The following is a 21,671-nucleotide window of genomic DNA, read 5'->3' as shown; positions in this document are numbered from 1 at the left end:
TTATCCTTACTAAAAATCACAAGATGGAACGATGTGAAAAGGGAGAGATGCACATGCATTTTTATGGAACACAAGCGATTTCTGAAGATGGTCATTTAACGATTGGACAGGTAGATACATTAGAGCTTGCAAAAGAGTATGGTACACCTTTATTTGTGTATGATACAGCGCTTATTCGGAAGCGTGCACGCGGCTTTATTGATACGTTTAAAAAACTAGGTGTAAAAGCAGAAGTAGCTTATGCTTCAAAAGCATTTGCATGTGTAGCTGTGTACCAATTAGCGGCAGAAGAAAGTCTATCTTTAGATGTGGTCTCTGGTGGAGAATTATTTACAGCTTTAAAAGCTGGTTTCCCTGCAGAGCGCATTCATTTCCATGGTAATAATAAGAGCATTGCTGAATTAGAATTAGCCTTTGACTCGAAAATCGGTTGTATAGTCGTGGATAATTTCTATGAAATTCAACTTTTACAAGAAATCTCAGAGCGCCGTCAACAAAAAATGCGTATTTTACTACGTGTCACACCAGGTGTTGAGGCACATACGCATGATTTTATTACGACAGGTCAAGCGGATTCTAAATTTGGCTTCGACTTAAATAATGGTCAAGCAGATGAAGCTTTCCAACAAACTTTTAACCATGAATACTTAGAGCTTCTAGGATTACACTGCCATATCGGCTCACAAATTTTTGATACAGCGGGCTTTGGCTTAGCAGGAGAAAAACTAATTGATAAGATTTCTGATTGGAAGAAAACTCACGATTTTACATGTACTGTGTTAAACTTAGGAGGGGGCTTCGGAATTCGTTATACTGAGGAAGATGCACCGCTTGAGCCACAAGTATATGTAGAGGATATGATTACAGTTGTAAAAAACAAAGCGACTGTACTTGGTCTAACTATGCCGGAAATTTGGATTGAACCAGGGCGTTCACTTGTAGGCGATGCAGGAACATCACTTTATACAATTGGTTCACAAAAAACAGTACCTAATGTTCGTAAGTATATTGCTGTTGATGGTGGTATGAGTGATAATATCCGTCCAGCACTATATGATGCGAAGTACGAGGCGGTCATTGCAAGTAAAGCAAATGAATCGAAAAGTGAAACATATACAGTGGCTGGTAAACTTTGTGAATCTGGCGATAAATTAATTATTGATGCTAAGCTTCAGGAAGCAGCTTCTGGTGATGTGCTAGCAATCTTCTGTACTGGTGCGTATGGATATTCTATGGCGAGTAACTATAATCGTGTGCCACGACCAGCAGTTGTATTTGTAGAAAATGGCAAGCATCAATTAGCAATTCGACGCGAAAGTTATGAAGATATTGTTCAAAACGATCTCCCGCTAACGTTAAAAAAGGGTGAGTAAATATGAGAAAAAACAAATGGGTATTACTAGCGTCCATTTCAACTTTTATTTTGTTGTGGGGCGTTGTCTATTGGGTATTGGCGTCTAAAGGTATTCTCGGACCTGGTTCGTAAGACAGAAATTGACTTGCGGTAAAAGTACAAATCGTGTAGGATAGTCAAAGATTATGTACAGCTAGAAAATGAGGGAATAGACAAATATGTTAATTCGATATAAAAAAGCTTTCGAGAAAATAGCAATGGGGCTACTCTCGTTTATGCCTAACGAAAAAGACATAAAAAAGCTCAAAGAGACAATCCACTCCTATGAAAATGATGATAATTGGGTTTTATATTTATGGAAAAAGAACGATGAGTATGTAGGCATTGTTGGACTTGTAACAGACAGTAATAATATAGCTATGATTCAACATGTTTCCGTTGTCCCTTCTTATAGAGGTGAAGGTGTTGCAAAGGAAATGCTACAGGAAGTGGCAGACCTTGGCCAGTATGAAAGTGTGCGTGCAACAGAGGAAACGCGTAATATTGTTCAAAAATGTATAAATTGTATCGATGAAGAAGCAGACGATCATTGACGTCTGCTTTTTCTTTGTTTGCTTTCTTGACGCTCTGCAAGAATATGTGAGCGATCTCGAAGCATATGTTTATGAAGAAGATAGTTAGTATTACTTGGTGGTAAAATTTGTATTCGAGTAAATACTAATTCCTCTAGTATGGCTGAAAGAGGAAGTTGAAATGCTTGAAAGGACTTGCCCTTTTGGGTAGCAGAAAGTGAATCTGTTAGTTGTGTTAATAGTATTTCGTAATCAATTTCGTCAAAAAAGATGTGGCCTTTATTATGTTGAAAATTATGAAGTGCTTTTTCTAAAATTCTCGCAGCACCAATAAAATTATCTCGTCGCCAATGATATAAACCTGTTGCGAGTTGTACGTATCCAACGAGAGGATGCTTTTTATCACCTGGAGCAATATCTTTCCAGTATTCCTCAAGGACTTCATGGCATTCAAAAAAATCTTGATTTCCATTGAAAAAAGCACAATAGTCGATAAATAAAGTGTGATGCTGTGGATGCATTTTGGACTCCTTTCTACTATACTAAAAGAACATAGAATCTCAGGGTGGTAAAACAATGTCTTATGAAGTAAAATTAGAAGCCTTTTCAGGGCCTCTTGATTTATTATTGCATTTAATTCACAGATTGGAAATTGATATTTATGATATCCCAATGGCTGAAATTACTCAACAATATATCGACCATATACATGCTATGCAGGTACTTGAGTTAAATGAGGCTAGTGAATATTTAGTGATGGCTGCAACATTATTAGCTATTAAGAGTCGTATGCTCTTGCCAATTCATGAAGGTGAGCTTGAAGATGCCGAATTAGAAGTCGATGGCCCAGACCCTCGTGAAGAACTGGTGCAACGTTTAATAGAGTATAAGAAATATAAAGAAGCAGCGAGTAGCCTGCAAGAGCTTGAAACAGATCGTGCACAGGTATTTACACGGCCTCCAGCAGATTTATCAGAGTTAGCATCAGATGAGCAAATGGCGTTATTTGATCTGAACGTCAACATCTATGATATGCTTGGAGCCTTTCAAAAACTAATGCGTCGAAAAAAATTAAAGAAACCACTAAAAACAACTGTAGCGAGGCAAGAACGCTCAGTGAAAGACCAAATGCGTTCAGTTGTCGATTCATTACGAACTACAGGTGGACGTGCATCATTTTTCGAGCTTTTTCCCCATGAAGATAAGCCAACGCTTATTCTGACGTTTTTATCTATTCTTGAACTGATGAAACGTCAGGTCGTCATCGTAGAGCAAGACGGTAACTTTGAAGAATTAACAGTTACATTACAGAAGGAGGAATGGGATGATGACGAAAACAATGATGCTACAGAGTAGAATAGAAGCCTTATTATTTGTTGTTGGAGACGACGGCTTAACTATCAAACAATTGTCTCAACTTTTAGGCGAACCGGAAGAGTTAGTCGTACAAACAATGGAAGTATTGAAAACAACCTATGAAGAAGATTTAGCAAGAGGCGTTACTATAAAAGAAATGGCTGGGGTTTATCAACTAATAACAAAATCTGATTTAGCAGATACCATTCAAAGATTAGTAGAAAATCCAACTGCTCAATCATTATCGCAAGCCTCACTTGAGGTATTGGCTATTGTAGCCTATAAACAACCAATTACACGTGTAGCGATTGAAGATTTACGTGGTGTGAAATGTGAAAGACCAATTCAAACGCTCGTTTCTAGAGGGCTAATTAAGGAAGTCGGTCGCTCGGAAGGGACAGGACGGGCAATCTTATATGGTACTACAAAAGAATTTTTAAACTACTTTGGATTAAATAGTATGGATGAAATGCCGCCTTTACCTGAAGAAGAGTTAGTTGAACAAGAGCAAGAAACAGATCTATTTATGACGAAATTCCAAGAAACCTTTAGTGGGGTAAAGTAAATGAAGGCATAATTGAACTTCTTGCAGCAAATATCTTGTACCGGAAGAGTAGCGACAGGTACATATGTCCAAATATTAGCAGAAGAACTAAGTCTAAGGGCGCCACGTCCTGTGGCAACGACTGAGTGATCAACTTCGTGCTATGTTACGGCTGCTGCTTCGCTTTCGCACAAAAAACATTTGCTGGTCTTAGTACAAAGGCCGATTCAGGACGCATTGTTAATCTGCGCGACAGCGGCAATTATGTCGGGGCATAATTGATTGGTATAATACTTAGCTTGAAACATAAATTTAATCTATATTTTCCTATTACTTTTAATAAGGAGTGGCTCGTTGCTTCGGTTAGTACGTTTAATATTGTTCATGATAGTCGTGGTAATGTTAATGGTTCCAGAAACCAGTTTAGCACGGGGGGGTAGCGGATATGCTGTTTTAGATGGTGATACGGGCCGTGTTTTATTTGAATCAAATAGTGATGCACGGTTACCAATCGCTAGCTTAACAAAAATTTGGACAGCACTTGTTGCTATTGAAAATAGCAATCTTCAAGATGAAGTAGTTATTTCACCGAGGGCTGCAACGGCTGAGGGCTCGTCCATTTACTTGCAAGCAGGTGAAAAGGTTACGGTAGAAACATTGTTATATGGTTTGATGCTTCGCTCAGGAAATGACGCAGCAACAGCTTTAGCAGAGCATGCCGGCGGATCGGTAGAAGGATTTGTAAAGTTAATGAATGAGCGGGCTGTTGTTGCTGGTCTCACAAATACAGTATTTATGAACCCGTCTGGTTTGCACCATGATGAGCACTTATCGTCAGCTAGAGATACTGCTGAAATGTTGAGAATTGCTCTCCAAAATAAAACGTTCAAGAAGATTGCCTCCACAGTTCTATATCGTGCCAATACTGAAAACGGGATGTTATGGGAAAATAAGCACCGTTTATTACGAGAAGGGTCAGGGGTTGCCGTTGAAATAGGCGATGAGACACAACAACCTGTTAATGCATTAAAATCAGCTAAAGGTTCAGCATTTGCCGGAAAAACAGGCTTTACAAAGGTAGCTGGTCGAACCCTTGCAACTGCCTTCCAAAAGGACGGGCAAACATGTATTGTCGTTACTTTGAATGAATCCGATGACTGGAATGTACATCGAGGTTTAGCCAGCAAGGTTTGGCAAGATTACAGCCTTGAAACAGTGGTGAAAAAAGGTAAATATAAAGTCAATAAAAACCTCTCTATTCGTTTAGAGGAACCAATTCTTTTACAGCTAAATAAAGAAGAAAAAGATAGTGTAAGGCAAGTTTTGCATGTTTCTAGAAAACGTAAGGAAGGTGTACTGTCCATCTTTCTAGGTGAAGAGCGTATCTATGCAGTACCAGTAAAAGTTGAATCAGTGGATCGTTAAAAGCGATTCGCTGTTTTTTTGTTTATGACCCACATTCAGGATAACGTTTGTGGGCGACAGTGTACGAATGTATTCAGAATTATTTAACAATATGTAGGCAGTTTAGTAAAATTAAGGTTCATCACCAAAAGTTATGGATGACTTTTGTTAAAACGTCTACTATGTAAATAAGTTGATTGGATTGGAGGCTGGACGCCCCAGGAAGCTTTGCTCTGTGGCGAAAGCAGCAAAGCGGCCAGTCGGAACGGAAATCAACCACACGTTTTGGTGATAGTCAAAATTAATTAGACTAGTAATTAATTAGATTTTTGGATATTAATAGAAGGGAGAAATTGTTTATGACCAGTGAATCACACAATAAGCAATATCAAATAGGGGTAATAATTATTTTATTCTTGTCAAGCTTTATCGCTCCTTTTATTTTTTTATATCCTATTCAAGAGTTGTTCTATCGACCTAAGGAATATTATTTTTTTGACCCTTTTTTTACAACGTATATTGTATTAATGGTAGTATTAATCATGATAGCGGTCATGTTATTCATCAATTTTTTAGTGACGCCTAAAACAAAAAAAGGGAAGAATATTCAACGAGGGATCGTGGGGTCATCGTTTGTACTTGCTAGCGCATTGATATTTTTATGTATTAATAACTATCAATATATTGATACAAAAGGAATTCATATGAATTATTTTTTTAGTTTACAAGAAGATTATACAAGTTGGGAAGATATTGTGAAGGTTGAGCAGACTATTTTGGCAAAAAACGGTGTCAGTATACCAGAAAAATTGATTTTCACCTTACAGGATGGTTCAATAATTGAACAATCTTTAACCGAAAAGTTATCAAGCGCGAAGCAATTTATTAATAAAGAATTAAGTAATTATGGACTTAAAATCGAAAACAAATATAGTGAAAATGAATAGTTTTGACATGCTACCTAAAATGGTGGCTTTTTTGTTTTTCCTTTCAGCAAGTGTTTTGAAAGCGAACGCAAAGCGTCAACTACAGAAGTCTCTCCCATCTCTTTAGGTGGTGAGATGTATCTGTTTTAAGACACTTTTTAGCGGGTGTCATTGGCTGAAATAGAGGACTCAGTCTAAGAACGCCACGTCCTGTGGCAATTTTTCTGTGACGAAAGCAAGAAACATCTGCTGGCCCAAGCGGCTCATCGTACGCCCGCCAGAAAAGCGCCAAACCAAAACGGAAAACAACTCAAGCTATGTACAAATTATCCAGAAACTAGTTGATAAAAACTATTTCAAATCATTTAATTATTTATCCATAATTAGTTTTTCTTTAATAATGTATAAAAGTATGACATAATTTTCACAGATTAGCGGGAAAAATAACCTTATTCATAATATGCGAATGAGGTTTAATGCTTGGTGTCAAACCAAGGTGAAAGAAAATTAGAGGTGAAAGAATGGAAAGATTACAAAAGGTCATTGCATATGCTGGTGTGGCGTCTAGACGTAAGGCAGAACAATTGATTGTAGAAGGTAAAGTTAAGGTGAACGGAGTCGTAGTGCGTGAGCTAGGTACAAAGGTATCCAACTCAGATACGATAGAAGTAGAGGGCGTGAAGCTTGAGAAAGAGGATAAGGTTTATTATTTACTATATAAACCACGTGGAACAATTTCAGCTGTAACAGATGACAAAGGACGCAAAACTGTCACAGATTTGTTTAAGCATATTCCGCAACGAATTTTCCCAGTTGGCCGACTCGACTATGATACATCTGGCTTATTGTTATTGACAAATGATGGGGAATTTTCTTATATGCTGACACATCCGAAATTTAAAATCGACAAAACATATATTGCTCGTGTTAAAGGTGTTCCAACGATTGAAGGTTTAAAAAAGCTTCAACGAGGAATTAAGTTAGAAGATGGCAAAACAGCTCCTGCAATGGTTAGTATGACTTCATTTGATGAAAAAGCAGGTAAGGCAATCTGTGAAATTACGATCCACGAAGGGCGAAATCGTCAAGTGCGTCGCATGTTCGAGGCGATCGGTACTCCAGTAGTTAAACTAAAACGTGAACGCTTTGCCTTTTTAGATTTATTCGGGCTAGCTCCGGGAGAATATCGTGAATTAACAAAGCATGAAGTGAAGCAATTGCGCGTGTTAGCGGAGACAGGAAAAATCGGATAAATCCGCATTTTCTATGAGAAAGTGATACATCTATGTGTAATAGCAATGTATTCACTTTCTTATTAGTGAAATCGTTCATAAATCATTCATAATTATTAGCTAAGCGTTTCTGCTTCATTTTGCTATAATAGGTGAGAATAGCTAACCTAGTTTAATTGCATCCTGATGAAATCGTTTCCACTTTTTGTGAGGTGGCGTTTGCGCACGAGTGAACATGTAAATGCTGAAAATTAGATGGTAAAATCTATACATATGGATGTTTGTATGAAAAGCTTAGCGTTAGTTGTAGTTACTCTAAGCCGTAAATTGATAGGGGGTTTATTAACTTGGAGAAAAAGAAAAAACGTCTCGTCATTCGTACCATTATTTTGGCAGTCTTAGTCTTAGCAATTGGTTACACGGTATACGGAACAGCAACAAAGGATAAAGTAGAGTTAATAGCAGTGGGCTCTAAAGCACCAGACTTCACGTTAGTAGATTTAAACGGTGAAAAACATAAGCTGTCTGATTATAAAGGGCAGGGAGTATTTTTAAACTTCTGGGCAACTTTTTGTGGGCCGTGTGAGAGAGAAATGCCTGCAATAAATCGTCAGTATCAAGTCTTTAAAGATCAGGGTGTACAAACATTGTCGGTCAATCTTGCGCAAACAGATTTTGAAGTACAGAATTTTGTCGATAGACATGAATTAACGTTCCCAGTAGTTATTGACAAAACGAAAAGCGTTAGTACTACCTACAATGTAGGTAATTTACCTGCAACTCTTGTCATTGATCCAGATGGTAAAGTGGCCAAAATTATTACTGGTGAATTAGAGGAAGGAAAAATTGCTTCGTACATGGAATTAGTGAAGCCAAAATAAGGAGTAAATGACTATGGAAAACATTATTTGTGCTTGTGGTCATAGTAACCCATATGGCACGAAGCTTTGTGAGAAATGTGGTCGTCCTTTAACTGAGGAAGGTAAACAAACAAAAGTTGTTGATATGCGCTACGACGGAATGGCGATTCGCTCAAAAACGTATAACACAACAATTGTCGATAAAATTTGGAATTTCTTCTCGAATGTAAAAGTCGGGATTGCCCTTATTATTATAACGTTAGTTGCAGCGTCAATTGGAACAATACTACCGCAAGCGATGTATGTTAATGTCCCTGAACCTAGTAAAGCAGAGTATTATGAGAAAGTGTATGGTTTGTTGGGCAAACTCTATAATAATTTAGGACTTTCTAATTTGTATAGTACTTGGTGGTTCCAAATTTTAGTGGGCATGCTTGCGATTTCTATTATTGTTGCGAGTTTAGACCGTGGTTTACCATTACACAAGTCTCTAAAAAATCAACGCGTTAAACGTCATGAAAGTTTCATGAAGCGTCAACGTATCGTTGCGGAAGGACAAGTGCCAAACCCTGAAGAAACGCTAGATAAAGTTGAGCAAAAAATGACTGACCTAAAATATCGCGTTCGTCGTGATGGAAGTGCATTGCTAGCAGAGCGCGGCCGTTTTGCTCGATATGGCCCATACATAAATCATGTCGGTCTCATTATCTTTTTAGCAGGTGTTATGCTGCGCTTAGTACCTGGTTTTTATGTGGATGAGACGATTTGGATCCGTGAAGGTGAGACACGAGCTATACCAGGGATGGACGGCTATTTTATTAAAAATAATAAATTTATTTTGGAAACCCATGACAATAAGCCACAGGACGAGCAATCAAACCAAGGTGTCAATGCTATGGCGAAAAACTATCAAACAGACATCACATTGTACAAACAACCTGACGGAGCTCTTCCTGGAGATACAGACAATCTTAAAAAATTGAGAGATTACTCTATTCGTGTCAATCATCCGTTAAAAGAAAACAGTTTTGCACTGTATCAAATGAATTATCGCCTCAATGAGTTGAGACAGATGAATTTTAAATTAGTGAATAAAGCAAATGAAGAAGAGTCACTAGGACAAATTGAAATTGATTTAACGAATCCTAAAAAGGAATATGATTTAGGAAATGGTTCTTCAGTACAGATTCTTGTGTATACACCAGATTTTTCTGGTTTTAAAGATGGTGAACCACAAACACAAACATCAATACCAAATAATCCAGCATTTATATTTAAAATGACAACACCAGAAACGCCAAAAGGTGAAGTAAGCTTTGTAGAAATTAGGAAGCCACCTTTTGAACCACTTGGTGAAAACAAATATAGAATGAAATTCACAGGAGTAGAGACGCGTAATTCATCAAACTTTACAATTCGTAAGGATAGTACGATACCAATGTTATTTGTCGGCGGTATTATTTTTATGATTGGTGTAGTAATTGGCTCGTATTGGAACCACCGACGTTTATGGTTACAGGTGGAGCCTGATGGCCGAGTATTGATGGCTGCCCATGTGAATAAAAATATGTTCAGTATGAAAAAGGATTTAGATACAGTCACTACATTTGCTGGTCTACCACCATATGAAGATCAGTTAGATGCGTCAGAAGATGTCAAGAAATCCACAAAGGAAAAGGAAGGTGACAACAACTTATGAGTTTGATTGACATAAGTAGAAACCTATTATTTGTAGCATTCATAGCCTACCTAGTTGCGACTTTTTTATTTGGTGGTTCGATAAAACAATCGAATGCAACAGGCAAAAATACTGAAAAATGGGGTAAGGTTGCAATTGTTGTCACGATTATAGGTCTACTTTCGCAGCTTGGTTATTTTATCACTCGTTGGATTTATGCAGGGCATGCACCTGTTAGTAATATGTTTGAATTTACGACTGCGTTTGGCATGTTCATTGTTGGGGCATTCGTTTTGATTTATTTTATTTATCGCGTGACGGCCCTAGGCTTAGTAGCATTACCTGTGGCGTTATTAATAATTGCTTATGCGGCGATGTTCCCGAAAGAGGTAACTCCTTTAATGCCGTCTTTACAAAGTCACTGGTTAACCATTCATGTTATTACAGCTGCTTTAGGGCAATCACTTTTAGCAATTAGTGCGGTAGCAGGACTAATTTATTTATTGAAAGTAGTTGATTTAAAGAAACCTTCTAAACAACGTTTCTGGTTAGAATCGGTAATGTTCTTCCTTGTTGTAGTCCTTGGTTTCGTAATTGCTACATGCTTTTTTAGTTTGTTGGGTTACGATTCAACATATACTTATGTTGATAAAGAGGGTAATGGACGTCAAATTGAATACAAAATGCCGCCACTATTTGGTATGAATGAATATAAGGCAATTGAAGAACATGGCATGTCTCCGTTAGTAGAAATGCCTCCGCTCATTAATGCGAAGAAATTAACAACAGTTGTGTGGTCATTATTAGTAGGATCTGTTTTATATTTATTGATTCGATTAATTGCACGACGTCGAATTAGTGCGATTTTCCAACCTTTTGTCAAACGAGTAAATTTACAATTAGTTGATGAAATTGGTTATCGTTCCGTGTTAATTGGTTTCCCAGTATTTACGTTAGGTGCTTTAATCTTTGCAATGATTTGGGCACAACTTTCGTGGAGTCGTTTTTGGGGATGGGATCCGAAAGAAGTGTGGGCACTTATTACATGGTTATTCTATGCAGCATTCCTACACTTACGTTTATCAAAAGGTTGGGAAGGTCAAAAATCTGCATGGTTAGCATTAATTGGTTTCGCAATAATATTATTTAACTTAATTGCTGTTAACTTGATTCTTGCAGGTTTACACTCATACGCTTCGGCTTAAACCAATTAACTTCTTTCAGCAAAAGTCTTTTGTATCGAAAGTGAGAGACAGGTACAGAAGTCTCCTACCTTTATAGGTGGTAGATAAAGGTGAATTTAAGTGGTACAAAAAACCTGCTGAAATAGAGGAACTTAGGCTAAAAACTTCACATTCAGTGAAAACGCCTGAGTGACCAACCTCGTGTCGGCCCAAAGCCTCCGGCGGATGTCACGGAATCATCGCATCCGGCTAACTGACATGCAGCCAGCAGGCCTAAGCGTAAAACCGATTCCGGATGCAATTATGCCGAGATATAATTGATTTTGAGCACATATGAGATTTTTTACGTCGCTAGTATTGGAAAGAAGAGGCCTTCTTGCTGTGGCAAGAAGGCTTTCTTTTCTTTTCTTTTCAATATGTGCTGTACCATGTACAATAGAAGGTAGAGAAAGATTAGAAGAGAGGGATCGTGAAAGTGTCAGAAAATATTTCAGTATTAGTAGTAGATGACGAGGATCGTATTCGACGCTTATTAAAAATGTATTTAGAGCGAGAAGGGTACCTTGTTGACGAGGCAGAAAATGGTGAACAAGCGATCGAAAAATCTTTGGAAAAAGAGTATCATTGTATTTTATTAGATATTATGATGCCTGAAAAAGACGGACTTGAAGTTTGTGCGGAAATCCGTGAACGAGCAGCAACACCAATTATTTTATTAACTGCAAAAGGCGAGGAAGCGAATCGTGTACAAGGCTTTGAGCTAGGAGCAGATGATTATATTGTAAAACCATTTAGTCCTCGTGAGGTTGTGTTACGTGTGAAGGCTATATTACGTCGTTCACAAGCATTCTCACCTTCGACAAATGCTTCTTCTTCAAAAGATTTAGTTGTGTTCCAACATTTAATGATCGATCATGATGCTCACCGTGTAACAGCAGAAGGTATAGAAGTAAATTTAACGCCTAAAGAGTATGAATTGCTTTATTTCCTAGCTAAATCACCAGACAAAGTATTTGACCGTGAACAATTACTAAAAGAAGTTTGGCATTATGATTTCTTTGGCGACTTACGTACAGTTGACACACATGTAAAACGTTTACGCGAAAAGCTCAACCGTGTATCTGAAAACGCTGCAAAAATGATTGTTACTGTATGGGGCGTTGGTTACAAATTTGAGGTTGTCAATGAATAGAATATGGAATAGTGTTGTCGGGAAGCTATGGGTAACCATATTGCTTCTCGTTTCATTTGTATTGTTTGTTTTCACGGTTTTAATGCTTGAGTTTCTTCAGAATTACCATATGCAACAAGCAGAAAGCTCCTTGCGTCAAACTGCAGCAACAGTTGCAAGTATAGTAGATGATAATGAAACAGCAGAGTCGACTTCGGAATTATTAAAAGATATTTTACCTGAAAGTACAAATGCGCTTATTGCTATTAACCATGATAGAGTTTCTTTCGCTATGCAGGAAGGTGTCAATAAAAAAGAAATACAGGATATGATTTTAGCCAATAAATCGTTTCAAGAAGTTTTTCAATCAGATAAACCGATTATTAAGGAAATGATGATGCCATCTTCCACGGACGAAGAAAAATTGGAATCGTATGTTGTGCTCGGTTTCCCGCTAAATGTGGAAAATGCTGTACACGGAGCTGTCTTTATTTATCAAAGTCCGGATGCGCTGCATAAAACATCGAAAGAGACGACGAAAATTGTCTTTCTATCAGCTTTCATAGCCTTTGTGTTGACGACATTTTTTGCGTTTTTCCTTTCATCACGTATTACGTCACCATTACGTAAAATGCGTGAGCTGGCGTTTGAAATTTCTAAAGGGAATTTTGAAGCGAAAATGCCGACTACACAAAATGATGAAATTGGCCAGCTTGCAGTTGCCTTTAATCAAATGGGCCGTCAATTGAAACACAATTTAGAAGTGATCAACCAAGAAAATGAACAGCTTTCCAATATATTAACATCGATGACAGACGCAGTTATTACCTTTAATCGTGATCGTACAATATTATTAAGTAATCCACCAGCGGACCGTTTAATGCAAAAGTGGTTTGTCAATAAGGGGTCACAAAGTGCGAAGCCAATTCCGCCTGAGCTTTATCATATGCTCGATCATGTACTGATGTTTGAGGATAAGCTTGAAGAAGAAATAGAAATGGATGGCAGTTACTATACGTTTACGATTAGCCCACTTTATAGTGAGGAATCGATACGTGGAGCGGTTGCGGTTATTCGTGATATGACGGAGCAGCATCGTTTAGAAAAACTGCGTTCAGACTTTATTGCCAATGTGTCTCATGAGCTACGGACGCCAATTTCAATGCTCCAAGGTTATTCAGAGGCTTTAATGGATGATGATTTTATACAGGATCAAGAAGAACGTAATGAGATTACAAAAATTATTTATGATGAATCGAAACGTATGGGACGTCTCGTAACAGATTTATTAGATCTTGCGCGTATGGAATCGGGGCATATGACGCTGTACAAGGATGAGCTTCCAATTAATTCGACATTTGAACGTATTACTCAAAAATTTGCACAGGTTGCAAAAGAGAAAAATGTTCGCCTAATATTTGACAGTGAATTTAATGACGAAGCTTCGATTAGTATAGATGAGGATCGAATTGAACAAGTATTAACGAATTTAGTGGATAATGCTCTCCGTCATACTGATGAAGGGTCAGTAACAGTGAAGGTTGAGCAGGAGCCAACCTTTGCCAAAATATCTGTCCAGGATACAGGGCATGGTATTCCTCAAGAGGACTTACCATATGTCTTTGAACGTTTCTATAAAGCAGACAAGGCGCGTACACGTTCTAAAGGCGGAACTGGCCTAGGTTTAGCTATTGCTAGAAATATTGTCAAGGCACATTCGGGCAATATTATGGTAGATAGTGTGCTAAAAGAGGGGACTACCTTCACCTTTTATTTACCTTTTGATTCATATTAATAAAGAGTGGTATTAATTGGATGTAACTTCTGTGGACATTTAGACGACAAATATAAAGAGAACGGGGGTGGAGTGCTTTGAATGACTCCGTGTTCCATCGATTATACGATGCATATCATCAAGATGTGTTCCAGTTTCTTATTTATTTAGTAAAAAACCGTACACTTGCTGAGGATTTAGCGCATGAGGTTTATGTTCGCGTTTTGCGCTCATATGATCAGTTCGCAGGAAATAGTAGCGAAAAGACTTGGCTTTTTGCTATTGCTAAAAATGTCGCTATTGATCATTTTAGAAAGCAGGCTGTACGCCAAAAACATTCACTTGATTTTTTTGATTGGGAAACGGAACAGCTACATTCAACCACACCATCACCGGAAGACGTGCTGCAGGCCAGTGATGAATTTATGCAGGTACAATCAGCACTTGAACACTGTACTGGTGACCAAAAAATGGTCATTATTATGCGCTACTTTCAAGATTTATCGATTGCAGAAACTGCACAAATACTAGATTGGACAGAAGCGAAGGTAAAAACCACTCAGCATCGTGCTATTAAATTTTTAAGACAACAGCTACAACAGGTTAGAGAACAGGAGGCGAAATGGCAATGACACATAACCAATTTGATGATGACCAACTTGAGCATCTATTAAATAATGCCCCTAAGCTTTCTGACCGCCGTTCAAAAGAAGAAATATTAAATCGATTATTGACAGATGCTCGCTTGCAGGATAATGCTCATCTTCAAGGAGCTATACAACAACCAATAGATGATGAAATAACAGCACAAGAGCAACAACACGGTAATCCTCCACAACAAGAAAGTACAGAGACAGCAACAAAGAAGAAAGTTCATAAATGGCCAATTTTTATGAGTGTTGCAGCAGTTTTCGCTTTAACAGTATTTACAGGCTCGACGTTGCTAAATCATAATGATACAAAAATAGACCAGGCTAATGCGCCTGAAACCTCTCAATATTCAATATCGCCAGACGATCATGTAGCGAAAAGCTCTATCAACCATGATAAGATGATGGAATCCAACAACATCGTAGCAGAACATTCAAGGATCATGTCTCTACGATCATCTGTTTATGCGGAAGATTTAACAGATGCAGTTGTATTTCATATTGGTTTGGCCAATCGTGATAAGAAAAGCGTGCCGATGACGTATATCATTCCAAATGAACGAGTAGCTACTGATTTTCCGAAGAAAAAGCCTACAACATTACAAATGTATGAAAAGTATGCGCCGCAAATTGATGAAAAAGCAAATGGTTTTACTAACTATCATCCATATAAAGGAGAATTGAAGGAGAAGGGCGATAAACTCGTTCATGTTTTGCCGAAGAAAAATGATTATGATGTTGCTTCAGCAGATACGAAAGAATATTTAGATACTTTACAGGATACATTCTCAGATTCAGAGTATAAAGATGTTGAGTTTGAAAATTCTGATGGTACAGCCTACAAATTTTCTAAGGATGAAGAGCCAAGTAAGTCTATGACCTTAACAAGCGCAAATCATTTTAATTATTATTTATATAAAGATGAAAATGGAGCTGAATATTTATCACCCGATACTCGTAAAACTTTTTCCACTGTTACAGAAGCGCTTACCGTTATGCGAAATAAAAATGATGATGTATACGTTCCAGTTGTACCGGAAAATATAACATACAGTGTGAAAGAAGTAGCAGAAGGTGTTATTGTTACATTTGATGAGCCGCTTGATTTAACGACCATGGATACTGTTCGTGCAACTCAAATGATAGAAGCTATGATGCTTACTGCTGCAAGTTTTGAACAACAAATACGTCTAGACAATGTTGTACAGGAAAGCTGGGAAGGATTTGATTTAAAAAACTTCTTGCCAAAGCCTGTAGGAGCCAATAAACGATATATGCCATAAACAGCCTAACAACAAAAATAGAATTAAAGAAATTTTTTGGAGCATTCTCGCCACTATATGTGCGTGAATGCTCTTATTATTGCAGCGAAAGCAAAGCATCCTGCATCCTGTACAGAAATGTCTCTCACCTCAATAGGTGGTGAGATGGATATGGACTTAAGCTCTTTTCATGCGCTTAAAGCATACAAGTTTAATCGGAATTTTTTAAGCAAAGCTATTTACTTTTCTCTAATAATTCATTATAGTAAGGCTATGAAACAAAAAAATAATGATTCATCTTCGGGGCAGGGTGAAAATCCCGACCGGCGGTAATAGAGTTGTAAATCGCTAATGTTTCCTTTAAGACATATTAGCTCGCATATTTACGAAAGGCTCTTCAGCCCGCGACCTGTGCAAATATTTTTTTGCATGGCTGACTTGGTGCGATTCCAAGGCCGACAGTTAAAGTCTGGATGGGAGAAGATGGAGGTACGATCGTCATTCATTGTTATGAATTTAACTATGTACGAGCGTTTTTTCGATGTGATTTCACACAGCGTATGCTCAGAAAATAGTTAATTAATGGCGTTTTTTAATCTTGCCTATTCTCCCTTATGCTCTTTGCATAAGGGTTTTTTCATGATGATGATCGATTAGGTCGTAACCTTTCTTCTTGCGAGATTGAATCAGCAAAGAGGAGAGAGTTTTCAATGAAGAAAAATGTTAAACTTCAATCGTATATTACGATTGGCATGCTGAGCAGTATTTCGTTTTTATTAATGCTTTTTAATTTCCCGATTCCGCCGTTTCCAGCGTTTTTGGAAGTGGACTTCAGTGATATGCCAGCATTATTAGCGGCGATTACTATGGGACCTGTAGCCGGTATTTTAGTAGAATTATTTAAAAATGTGTTGGACTGGGTTTTCTCAGGCACGCCAACGGGAGTACCGGTAGGACATATCGCGAACTTTGCAACAGGTATTTTATTTATTCTACCAGTGAGCTTTGTATTTAATCGCTCCAAAACAGTTAAAGGCCTTGTCGGAGGTTTAGCTGCTGGAACAATTGTAATGGCAGTAGGAATGAGCATTCTTAACTATGTTGTATTTTTACCTATGTACACTTACTTTTTAGGTATGGAGCCTGTTGTAGGTGATTCACTATATAAAATGATCGTAGCTGGTATTTTGCCATTTAACATTGTGAAAGGTATTTTAATTACTATTCTCATGGCATTACTATTCACAACAATGCGTAAATGGATTCATCATCAGCGTTCTATGTATATGAGTTAATTTCTAGAATAAAGTTTGATTTAGGATAGTGTTCAAGTAATGACACCTCATTGGACTGTTAAAGTCTAGGAGGTGTTTTTTGTTGCTTAAATTTGCAATTGCAGATTTTTTAGATGAGAAAGAGTTACAGAATTTAAGCAATATACACTGACCTAACAAGATGGTATTAAGGTAACACAATTACTAGATATTGACGAATCTCAATCGAAGGAATTTCTTAAAAGATATTGTGGGCGATATACATGTAAGAAACCACTTCTACAATACAATCGAGAGGGAGAAGAAGGTCTAATTTTTCTCAACGGATGATACATTACCTATAAGTGTATTTGAATTTGCTCGTTGTGTATCTGAAATATCGTAGGCAAGATGTTTGGTTATGCTCCTGCAACTGTATTCAACAATGAGATAATTGACGTTGTTTGTGAAATGAGAGAAGAATTCGTGCATTGATTCAGAATTTAGAACTAGCAGGTTTGATTGAGGTTGATAGAATGTTTCGAAGAAAGATGGTTCTTTTGCTAAGAGCAATACCTATAACATCATACATAAGGGGAGGCAATTCCTCCCTCTTTTTATATACCACTAAAGTACGAAGGTGACATTTTGGTATGTTGCTTTTAGATTCCAAAAGTAACTCAATTGTTTCAACTTTGAGTCAGCTTACAACAACAATCGTAGAAAGCTTACAGAGCGTGATAGATTTTGCTTGGGCTTGTTTCAATGGACTTTAGGAAGCTTACTTATTTCACAAAAAAGTAAAAATCCAACAATCGCTATTTACACCGAATTAAAATTAAACAATATATGTTTGAGATATCATTTATCACTTGAAAATGTTAAATAAAGGGAATGTTGACTATTACCCCTATCTCAAATATTGGGTTTATGATAATATATATCTGAATCTTTTATCTTTAAAAAATATGAAAGGAAGTGTAATAATCACATATGAAAAAGATATTGAAACCTTTGATTAGTGTGATTGCCATTGGTACCCTCTCTCTATCTATAAACATAGATAAAAATGTATTAGCTAATAATATTGCAAATACATGTAAGTATGATTCGGCATCGAATGTAAACCCTGATTATTCCACAATGAACTGTTTGTTAACCGAAACAGCACTGAGTTATGATGTTCCACCTGAAATTGTGAAGGCAATAGCGGAAGGTGAAAGTGGAAATTGGCGTCATTTCGATAGTAAAGGTGAAGCGATTGTGACAGCAGATAATGGAATTGGCATTATGCAAATTACAAATCAAGCTGGCTACGATCAAGATAGACTAAAAAGCGATATTGTCTATAATATTCAAGCTGGTGTAAAGACTCTAGATGATATGTTTAAGCGGAAGGATTTGCCTAGCATCAACGGTGGGGAAAGAGATGTATTGGAACATTGGTACTTCGCTATCATGGCTTATAACGGTACTAAACCAGTAAATAGTCCAATTGTCCAAGCAACTAATGAAAGAAATGCAAATGCCTATCAAGAAAGAATTCTCCGAATTATTGAGAAATTGGAATTAATAGACTTAACAGAGCTGCCTTTTAAACGCGAACATTTTCAATATGATTCTAACAGCAGGGAAAATATTAAATTTTCAGCGATGAACTATAAATTTGATGTACCATTAACAAAATCAAAGTATTTTTTTAAAACAAATCAGAAAGTTAGTGCAACAACAACTAATGTAACATTAAGGACAAGACCTACTAAGGATAGTCCTGCTATGGGTACTTTACGTGAAGGCGAAATTGTTACCATTACGGGTCCTTTTGAATATGAAGAAGTATCAACGAAGAAAAACCATTTTGTTTGGTATCCTGTGAAAAGAAATGACGGGACAAAGGGGTATGTAGCATCAAGTTATTTAAACTACTCAGCTTCAACACCAACACCAACGCCAACACCTCCAGTAACACCGCCAACAACGGGAAACGTTGATGTATCAAAGTTTGCTGATTACAATGCAAACCAATACTGGGCTGAGGATTTTAAGTGGGCAGTCAACATCGGTATCATTAGTGGATACCTAAACGTGAAAAACCCATCAACAGGCAAGTACGAAAACTTACTTAAACCGTACACTAACTTAACGGAAAACCAAATGTTAACTATCCTATTCCGTTACTTCAAACCATCAGAACTAGCTTCAACGAAAGCTAATACTACATGGTATGGTGACAAAAACTACCAACTGGCTACAAAATACTCTCTACCAGTTCTAGGTGCAAACACAGCATCCAAACAAGCCATTGCAGGTAAGGATATCACACGGGGTAACTTCGCTCGTATCTTAGCTTCAATGCATTATGGTAAGACTTTATCTCAGTCAGAAGCTATTAAATTCCTTCGTGATAATGGTTTAACAACTACTAAAACAAATGAAGAGTTTAAACCAAATGATTCTCTAACAAGAGCGCACGCAGTGGCATTCTTCCACCGTTACGAGCAAATATTCAATAACTAAATTCTGCTTACAAGTGAAAAGGTGACTATAAAAGTCATCTTTTCTTTTTTATGTTTAATAAATCCTTTCTTGACACTCCTCGAACCTTTCATAACTTAATTCATTGACACAGATTGCTTGATGGGAGCTACAACGTCTTTTGTTAAGTTACTGGAGTGATTGAGAAAGTATAACAAAAGGACTTGTGTGTAATTTTACGCACAAGCCCACAGATTGATGTGTGATTTCATTCATTGTTTATCCTCAGAGGTTCTTCTATCCCCCAGCCTACAAACGCACCCATTACACGATATCGCATGATAGAAACTATGTAATCATATACAGATACATAGGTTGGTAATACTAGTATCAGAATTTCGAGGTTTTTTATGTAGAATGGTAGAGGTGTTGGATAATATTACGCAAAAGTAACATATAGAATTAATCTAGTCGAGTGTATTATTTTATTGTAGAATAAGGAAGAGTTGAGTAAGTTAGAGGAGTTTGAAGAGATGAGTGGAAAAAAGAGTCAATGGTCTAGTAAACTAGGCTTTATTTTAGCATCGGCTGGAGCTGCAATCGGACTGGGGGCAATTTGGAAGCTTCCATATGTTACTGGACAAAGTGGCGGGGGAGCGTTTTTCCTGATTTTTGTTCTATTTACATTGTTGATTGGTTTACCGATGTTATTATCAGAATATATTTTAGGTCGTGGTACACAGTCTGAGGCTGTAACTGCCTATAAAAAAATTGCACCTACGAAAACAGGTTGGGCTTGGGTTGGGCGCATGGGTGTGCTCGGCTGTTTTTTATTATTAAGTTTTTACAGTGTTGTAGGGGGTTGGATCTTTATATACAGTGGCCTTGGTGTGACTGGGGCTGTTATTGATTCTTCCGTTGATCCTAGTGAACTATTTGCAAAGATTGTAGGAACACCTTGGATTACATTACTAGGTTTAGGGCTGTTTACGCTAGTAAATGTAATAGTTATTTCACTTGGTGTGCAAAATGGTATAGAAAAAGCCAATAAGTGGATGATGCCTTTATTATTCCTTATGTTTATTGTGCTTGTTATGAGGGCTTTAACATTAGATGGAGCAATGGAGGGGGTTAAATTCTTCTTATGGCCTGACTTTTCCAATATCACTGGAAAGGCTATATTAGAAGCGTTAGGACAATCCTTCTTTGGCTTAGCGGTAGGGTTTTCTTGTCTTGTGACGTACAGCTCCTATTTAAAGAAAGATGTGAGCTTACCTAATTCCGCAGGCTCCGTTGTTCTTCTCACTGTGCTTGTATCGTTTTTAGCAGGATTAGCGATTTTCCCTGTTGTATTTGCTTTTGATTTAGAACCAGCATCTGGACCCGGCTTACTGTTTATGGTTCTGCCAACAGCATTTAGTCAAATGCCATTTGGTGAAATATTTTTAGCGATGTTTTTATTATTATTTTTATTCGCAACGTTAACTTCTTCATTCAGTTTGTATGAAATTATCGTAGCGGCATTTATGGAGAAGGGACGTATGTCTCGTTCTGCATTGACGATGCTGCTAGGTGTAGTAGTCTTTATTGCGGCGATTCCTGCAGCGCTTTCATCAAGTACATTAGCTGATGTATCAATTTTTGGAAAAACGATTTTTGATGCAACTGACTTCTTAGTTTCTAATTTAATGCTTCCGTTAGGTAACTTATTGATTGCTATCTTTATTGCGTATGTAGTTGATAAAGAATTTGTGAAGAAGGAATTATTAATAGGAAGTCAAATGGGGCAGGGGTTCTATTCAACGTATCGATTACTGATGTTAATAGTAGTACCTTTTGTGATTATCGTTGTGTTTGTCAATATGCTTTTACAATATTAAAGTGAGTAGGTTGCATTCCGTTTGAAGGGATGCAACCTATTTTAATATCGTTTAGTGACCCGAAAGCGAGCGATAGGTACAGAAGTGGTGGGGATG

18 protein-coding genes and 1 riboswitch are annotated in these 21,671 nt (G+C 37.4%); of the genes, 17 read left to right on the top strand and 1 reads right to left on the bottom strand.

The window, feature by feature from the left end; genetic code table 11:
• The first annotated feature begins 53 nt into the window (after positions 1–53).
• Complete coding sequence (gene lysA, locus PVA17_RS04290) at positions 54–1,373, top strand: diaminopimelate decarboxylase (RefSeq protein ID WP_132363149.1); 1,320 nt, start codon at positions 54–56, stop codon at positions 1,371–1,373.
• A 199-nt stretch (positions 1,374–1,572) separates the two neighbouring features.
• The gene (locus tag PVA17_RS04285; protein WP_132363147.1) at positions 1,573–1,947 is read left to right on the top strand and encodes a GNAT family N-acetyltransferase; all 375 of its coding nucleotides are present in this window, start codon (positions 1,573–1,575) and stop codon (positions 1,945–1,947) included.
• Here PVA17_RS04285 and PVA17_RS04280 read toward each other — a convergent pair.
• Complete coding sequence (locus PVA17_RS04280; protein WP_248718322.1) at positions 1,941–2,447, bottom strand: DUF309 domain-containing protein; 507 nt, start codon at positions 2,445–2,447, stop codon at positions 1,941–1,943. The two genes, PVA17_RS04285 and PVA17_RS04280, sit on opposite strands and share 7 nt — an antisense overlap.
• Positions 2,448–2,502: 55 nt before the next feature.
• On the opposite strand from PVA17_RS04280, the gene PVA17_RS04275 reads away from it, so the two are divergent.
• The 15 genes from PVA17_RS04275 (at position 2,503) to PVA17_RS04205 (ending at position 21,575) form a co-directional block, all read left to right on the top strand.
• Entirely contained in the window at positions 2,503–3,282 is a 780-nt protein-coding gene (locus tag PVA17_RS04275; protein ID WP_274066992.1) for a segregation/condensation protein A, read from the top strand.
• On the top strand, positions 3,254–3,847 hold the full coding sequence (gene scpB / locus PVA17_RS04270; protein ID WP_132363269.1) for an SMC-Scp complex subunit ScpB: 594 nt from the start codon (positions 3,254–3,256) through the stop codon (positions 3,845–3,847). The genes PVA17_RS04275 and scpB overlap by 29 nt, the downstream gene beginning before the upstream one ends.
• Before the next feature lie 333 nt (positions 3,848–4,180).
• Positions 4,181–5,251: a D-alanyl-D-alanine carboxypeptidase family protein gene (locus PVA17_RS04265; protein ID WP_274066991.1), complete on the top strand. Its 1,071-nt coding sequence runs from the start codon at positions 4,181–4,183 to the stop codon at positions 5,249–5,251.
• Between the two features lie 338 nt (positions 5,252–5,589).
• Complete coding sequence (locus PVA17_RS04260; RefSeq protein WP_274066990.1) at positions 5,590–6,177, top strand: Asp23/Gls24 family envelope stress response protein; 588 nt, start codon at positions 5,590–5,592, stop codon at positions 6,175–6,177.
• Between the two features lie 500 nt (positions 6,178–6,677).
• Positions 6,678–7,409 (top strand): pseudouridine synthase, encoded by a 732-nt coding sequence (locus tag PVA17_RS04255; protein ID WP_132363137.1) that lies wholly within the window; start codon positions 6,678–6,680, stop codon positions 7,407–7,409.
• Between the two features lie 326 nt (positions 7,410–7,735).
• Positions 7,736–8,269 carry a thiol-disulfide oxidoreductase ResA gene (gene resA, locus PVA17_RS04250; RefSeq protein ID WP_274066989.1) on the top strand — a complete coding sequence of 178 codons (534 nt, stop codon included), beginning with the start codon at positions 7,736–7,738 and terminating at the stop codon, positions 8,267–8,269.
• A gap of 13 nt (positions 8,270–8,282) precedes the next feature.
• Positions 8,283–9,947: a cytochrome c biogenesis protein ResB gene (resB, locus tag PVA17_RS04245; RefSeq protein WP_132363133.1), complete on the top strand. Its 1,665-nt coding sequence runs from the start codon at positions 8,283–8,285 to the stop codon at positions 9,945–9,947.
• Positions 9,944–11,131, top strand: a complete 1,188-nt coding sequence (ccsB, locus tag PVA17_RS04240; protein WP_132363131.1) for a c-type cytochrome biogenesis protein CcsB — start codon at positions 9,944–9,946, stop codon at positions 11,129–11,131. The genes resB and ccsB overlap by 4 nt, the downstream gene beginning before the upstream one ends.
• Positions 11,132–11,585: 454 nt before the next feature.
• Positions 11,586–12,302: a response regulator transcription factor gene (locus tag PVA17_RS04235; RefSeq protein ID WP_049668637.1), complete on the top strand. Its 717-nt coding sequence runs from the start codon at positions 11,586–11,588 to the stop codon at positions 12,300–12,302.
• On the top strand, positions 12,295–14,076 hold the full coding sequence (locus PVA17_RS04230; RefSeq protein WP_132363129.1) for an ATP-binding protein: 1,782 nt from the start codon (positions 12,295–12,297) through the stop codon (positions 14,074–14,076). Before PVA17_RS04235 ends, PVA17_RS04230 begins: the two co-directional genes overlap by 8 nt.
• 77 nt (positions 14,077–14,153) lie before the next feature.
• Positions 14,154–14,687: an RNA polymerase sigma factor SigX gene (sigX, locus tag PVA17_RS04225; protein WP_132363127.1), complete on the top strand. Its 534-nt coding sequence runs from the start codon at positions 14,154–14,156 to the stop codon at positions 14,685–14,687.
• Positions 14,684–15,988: an RNA polymerase subunit sigma gene (locus tag PVA17_RS04220; RefSeq protein ID WP_274066988.1), complete on the top strand. Its 1,305-nt coding sequence runs from the start codon at positions 14,684–14,686 to the stop codon at positions 15,986–15,988. Before sigX ends, PVA17_RS04220 begins: the two co-directional genes overlap by 4 nt.
• 271 nt (positions 15,989–16,259) lie before the next feature.
• Positions 16,260–16,456: riboswitch (FMN riboswitch) on the top strand.
• Positions 16,457–16,677: 221 nt separating this feature from the next.
• Positions 16,678–17,262: an ECF transporter S component gene (locus PVA17_RS04215; protein ID WP_132363123.1), complete on the top strand. Its 585-nt coding sequence runs from the start codon at positions 16,678–16,680 to the stop codon at positions 17,260–17,262.
• Positions 17,263–18,213: 951 nt separating this feature from the next.
• Positions 18,214–19,737: an SH3 domain-containing protein gene (locus PVA17_RS04210; RefSeq protein WP_274066987.1), complete on the top strand. Its 1,524-nt coding sequence runs from the start codon at positions 18,214–18,216 to the stop codon at positions 19,735–19,737.
• Between the two features lie 491 nt (positions 19,738–20,228).
• Complete coding sequence (locus PVA17_RS04205) at positions 20,229–21,575, top strand: sodium-dependent transporter (RefSeq protein WP_274066986.1); 1,347 nt, start codon at positions 20,229–20,231, stop codon at positions 21,573–21,575.
• The last annotated feature ends 96 nt before the right edge of the window (positions 21,576–21,671 follow it).

It is taken from the genome of Lysinibacillus sp. CNPSo 3705 (genome assembly GCF_028674935.1).
Lineage (GTDB): Bacteria > Bacillota > Bacilli > Bacillales_A > Planococcaceae > Lysinibacillus.
This window is presented reverse-complemented; position numbering and strand designations above follow the sequence as displayed.

What these genes read in the sequence shown, in the direction of transcription:
- PVA17_RS04230 (WP_132363129.1), top strand. Translation starts at nt 12,295, where the DNA reads ATGAATAGAATATGGAATAGTGTTGTCGGGAAGCTATGGGTAACCATA.
- PVA17_RS04280 (WP_248718322.1), bottom strand. Translation starts at nt 2,447, where the DNA reads ATGCATCCACAGCATCACACTTTATTTATCGACTATTGTGCTTTTTTC.
- PVA17_RS04260 (WP_274066990.1), top strand. Translation starts at nt 5,590, where the DNA reads ATGACCAGTGAATCACACAATAAGCAATATCAAATAGGGGTAATAATT.
- PVA17_RS04255 (WP_132363137.1), top strand. Translation starts at nt 6,678, where the DNA reads ATGGAAAGATTACAAAAGGTCATTGCATATGCTGGTGTGGCGTCTAGA.
- resB (WP_132363133.1), top strand. Translation starts at nt 8,283, where the DNA reads ATGGAAAACATTATTTGTGCTTGTGGTCATAGTAACCCATATGGCACG.
- lysA (WP_132363149.1), top strand. Translation starts at nt 54, where the DNA reads ATGCATTTTTATGGAACACAAGCGATTTCTGAAGATGGTCATTTAACG.
- PVA17_RS04210 (WP_274066987.1), top strand. Translation starts at nt 18,214, where the DNA reads ATGAAAAAGATATTGAAACCTTTGATTAGTGTGATTGCCATTGGTACC.
- PVA17_RS04215 (WP_132363123.1), top strand. Translation starts at nt 16,678, where the DNA reads ATGAAGAAAAATGTTAAACTTCAATCGTATATTACGATTGGCATGCTG.
- ccsB (WP_132363131.1), top strand. Translation starts at nt 9,944, where the DNA reads ATGAGTTTGATTGACATAAGTAGAAACCTATTATTTGTAGCATTCATA.
- PVA17_RS04220 (WP_274066988.1), top strand. Translation starts at nt 14,684, where the DNA reads ATGACACATAACCAATTTGATGATGACCAACTTGAGCATCTATTAAAT.
- scpB (WP_132363269.1), top strand. Translation starts at nt 3,254, where the DNA reads ATGACGAAAACAATGATGCTACAGAGTAGAATAGAAGCCTTATTATTT.
- PVA17_RS04275 (WP_274066992.1), top strand. Translation starts at nt 2,503, where the DNA reads ATGTCTTATGAAGTAAAATTAGAAGCCTTTTCAGGGCCTCTTGATTTA.
- PVA17_RS04205 (WP_274066986.1), top strand. Translation starts at nt 20,229, where the DNA reads ATGAGTGGAAAAAAGAGTCAATGGTCTAGTAAACTAGGCTTTATTTTA.
- PVA17_RS04285 (WP_132363147.1), top strand. Translation starts at nt 1,573, where the DNA reads ATGTTAATTCGATATAAAAAAGCTTTCGAGAAAATAGCAATGGGGCTA.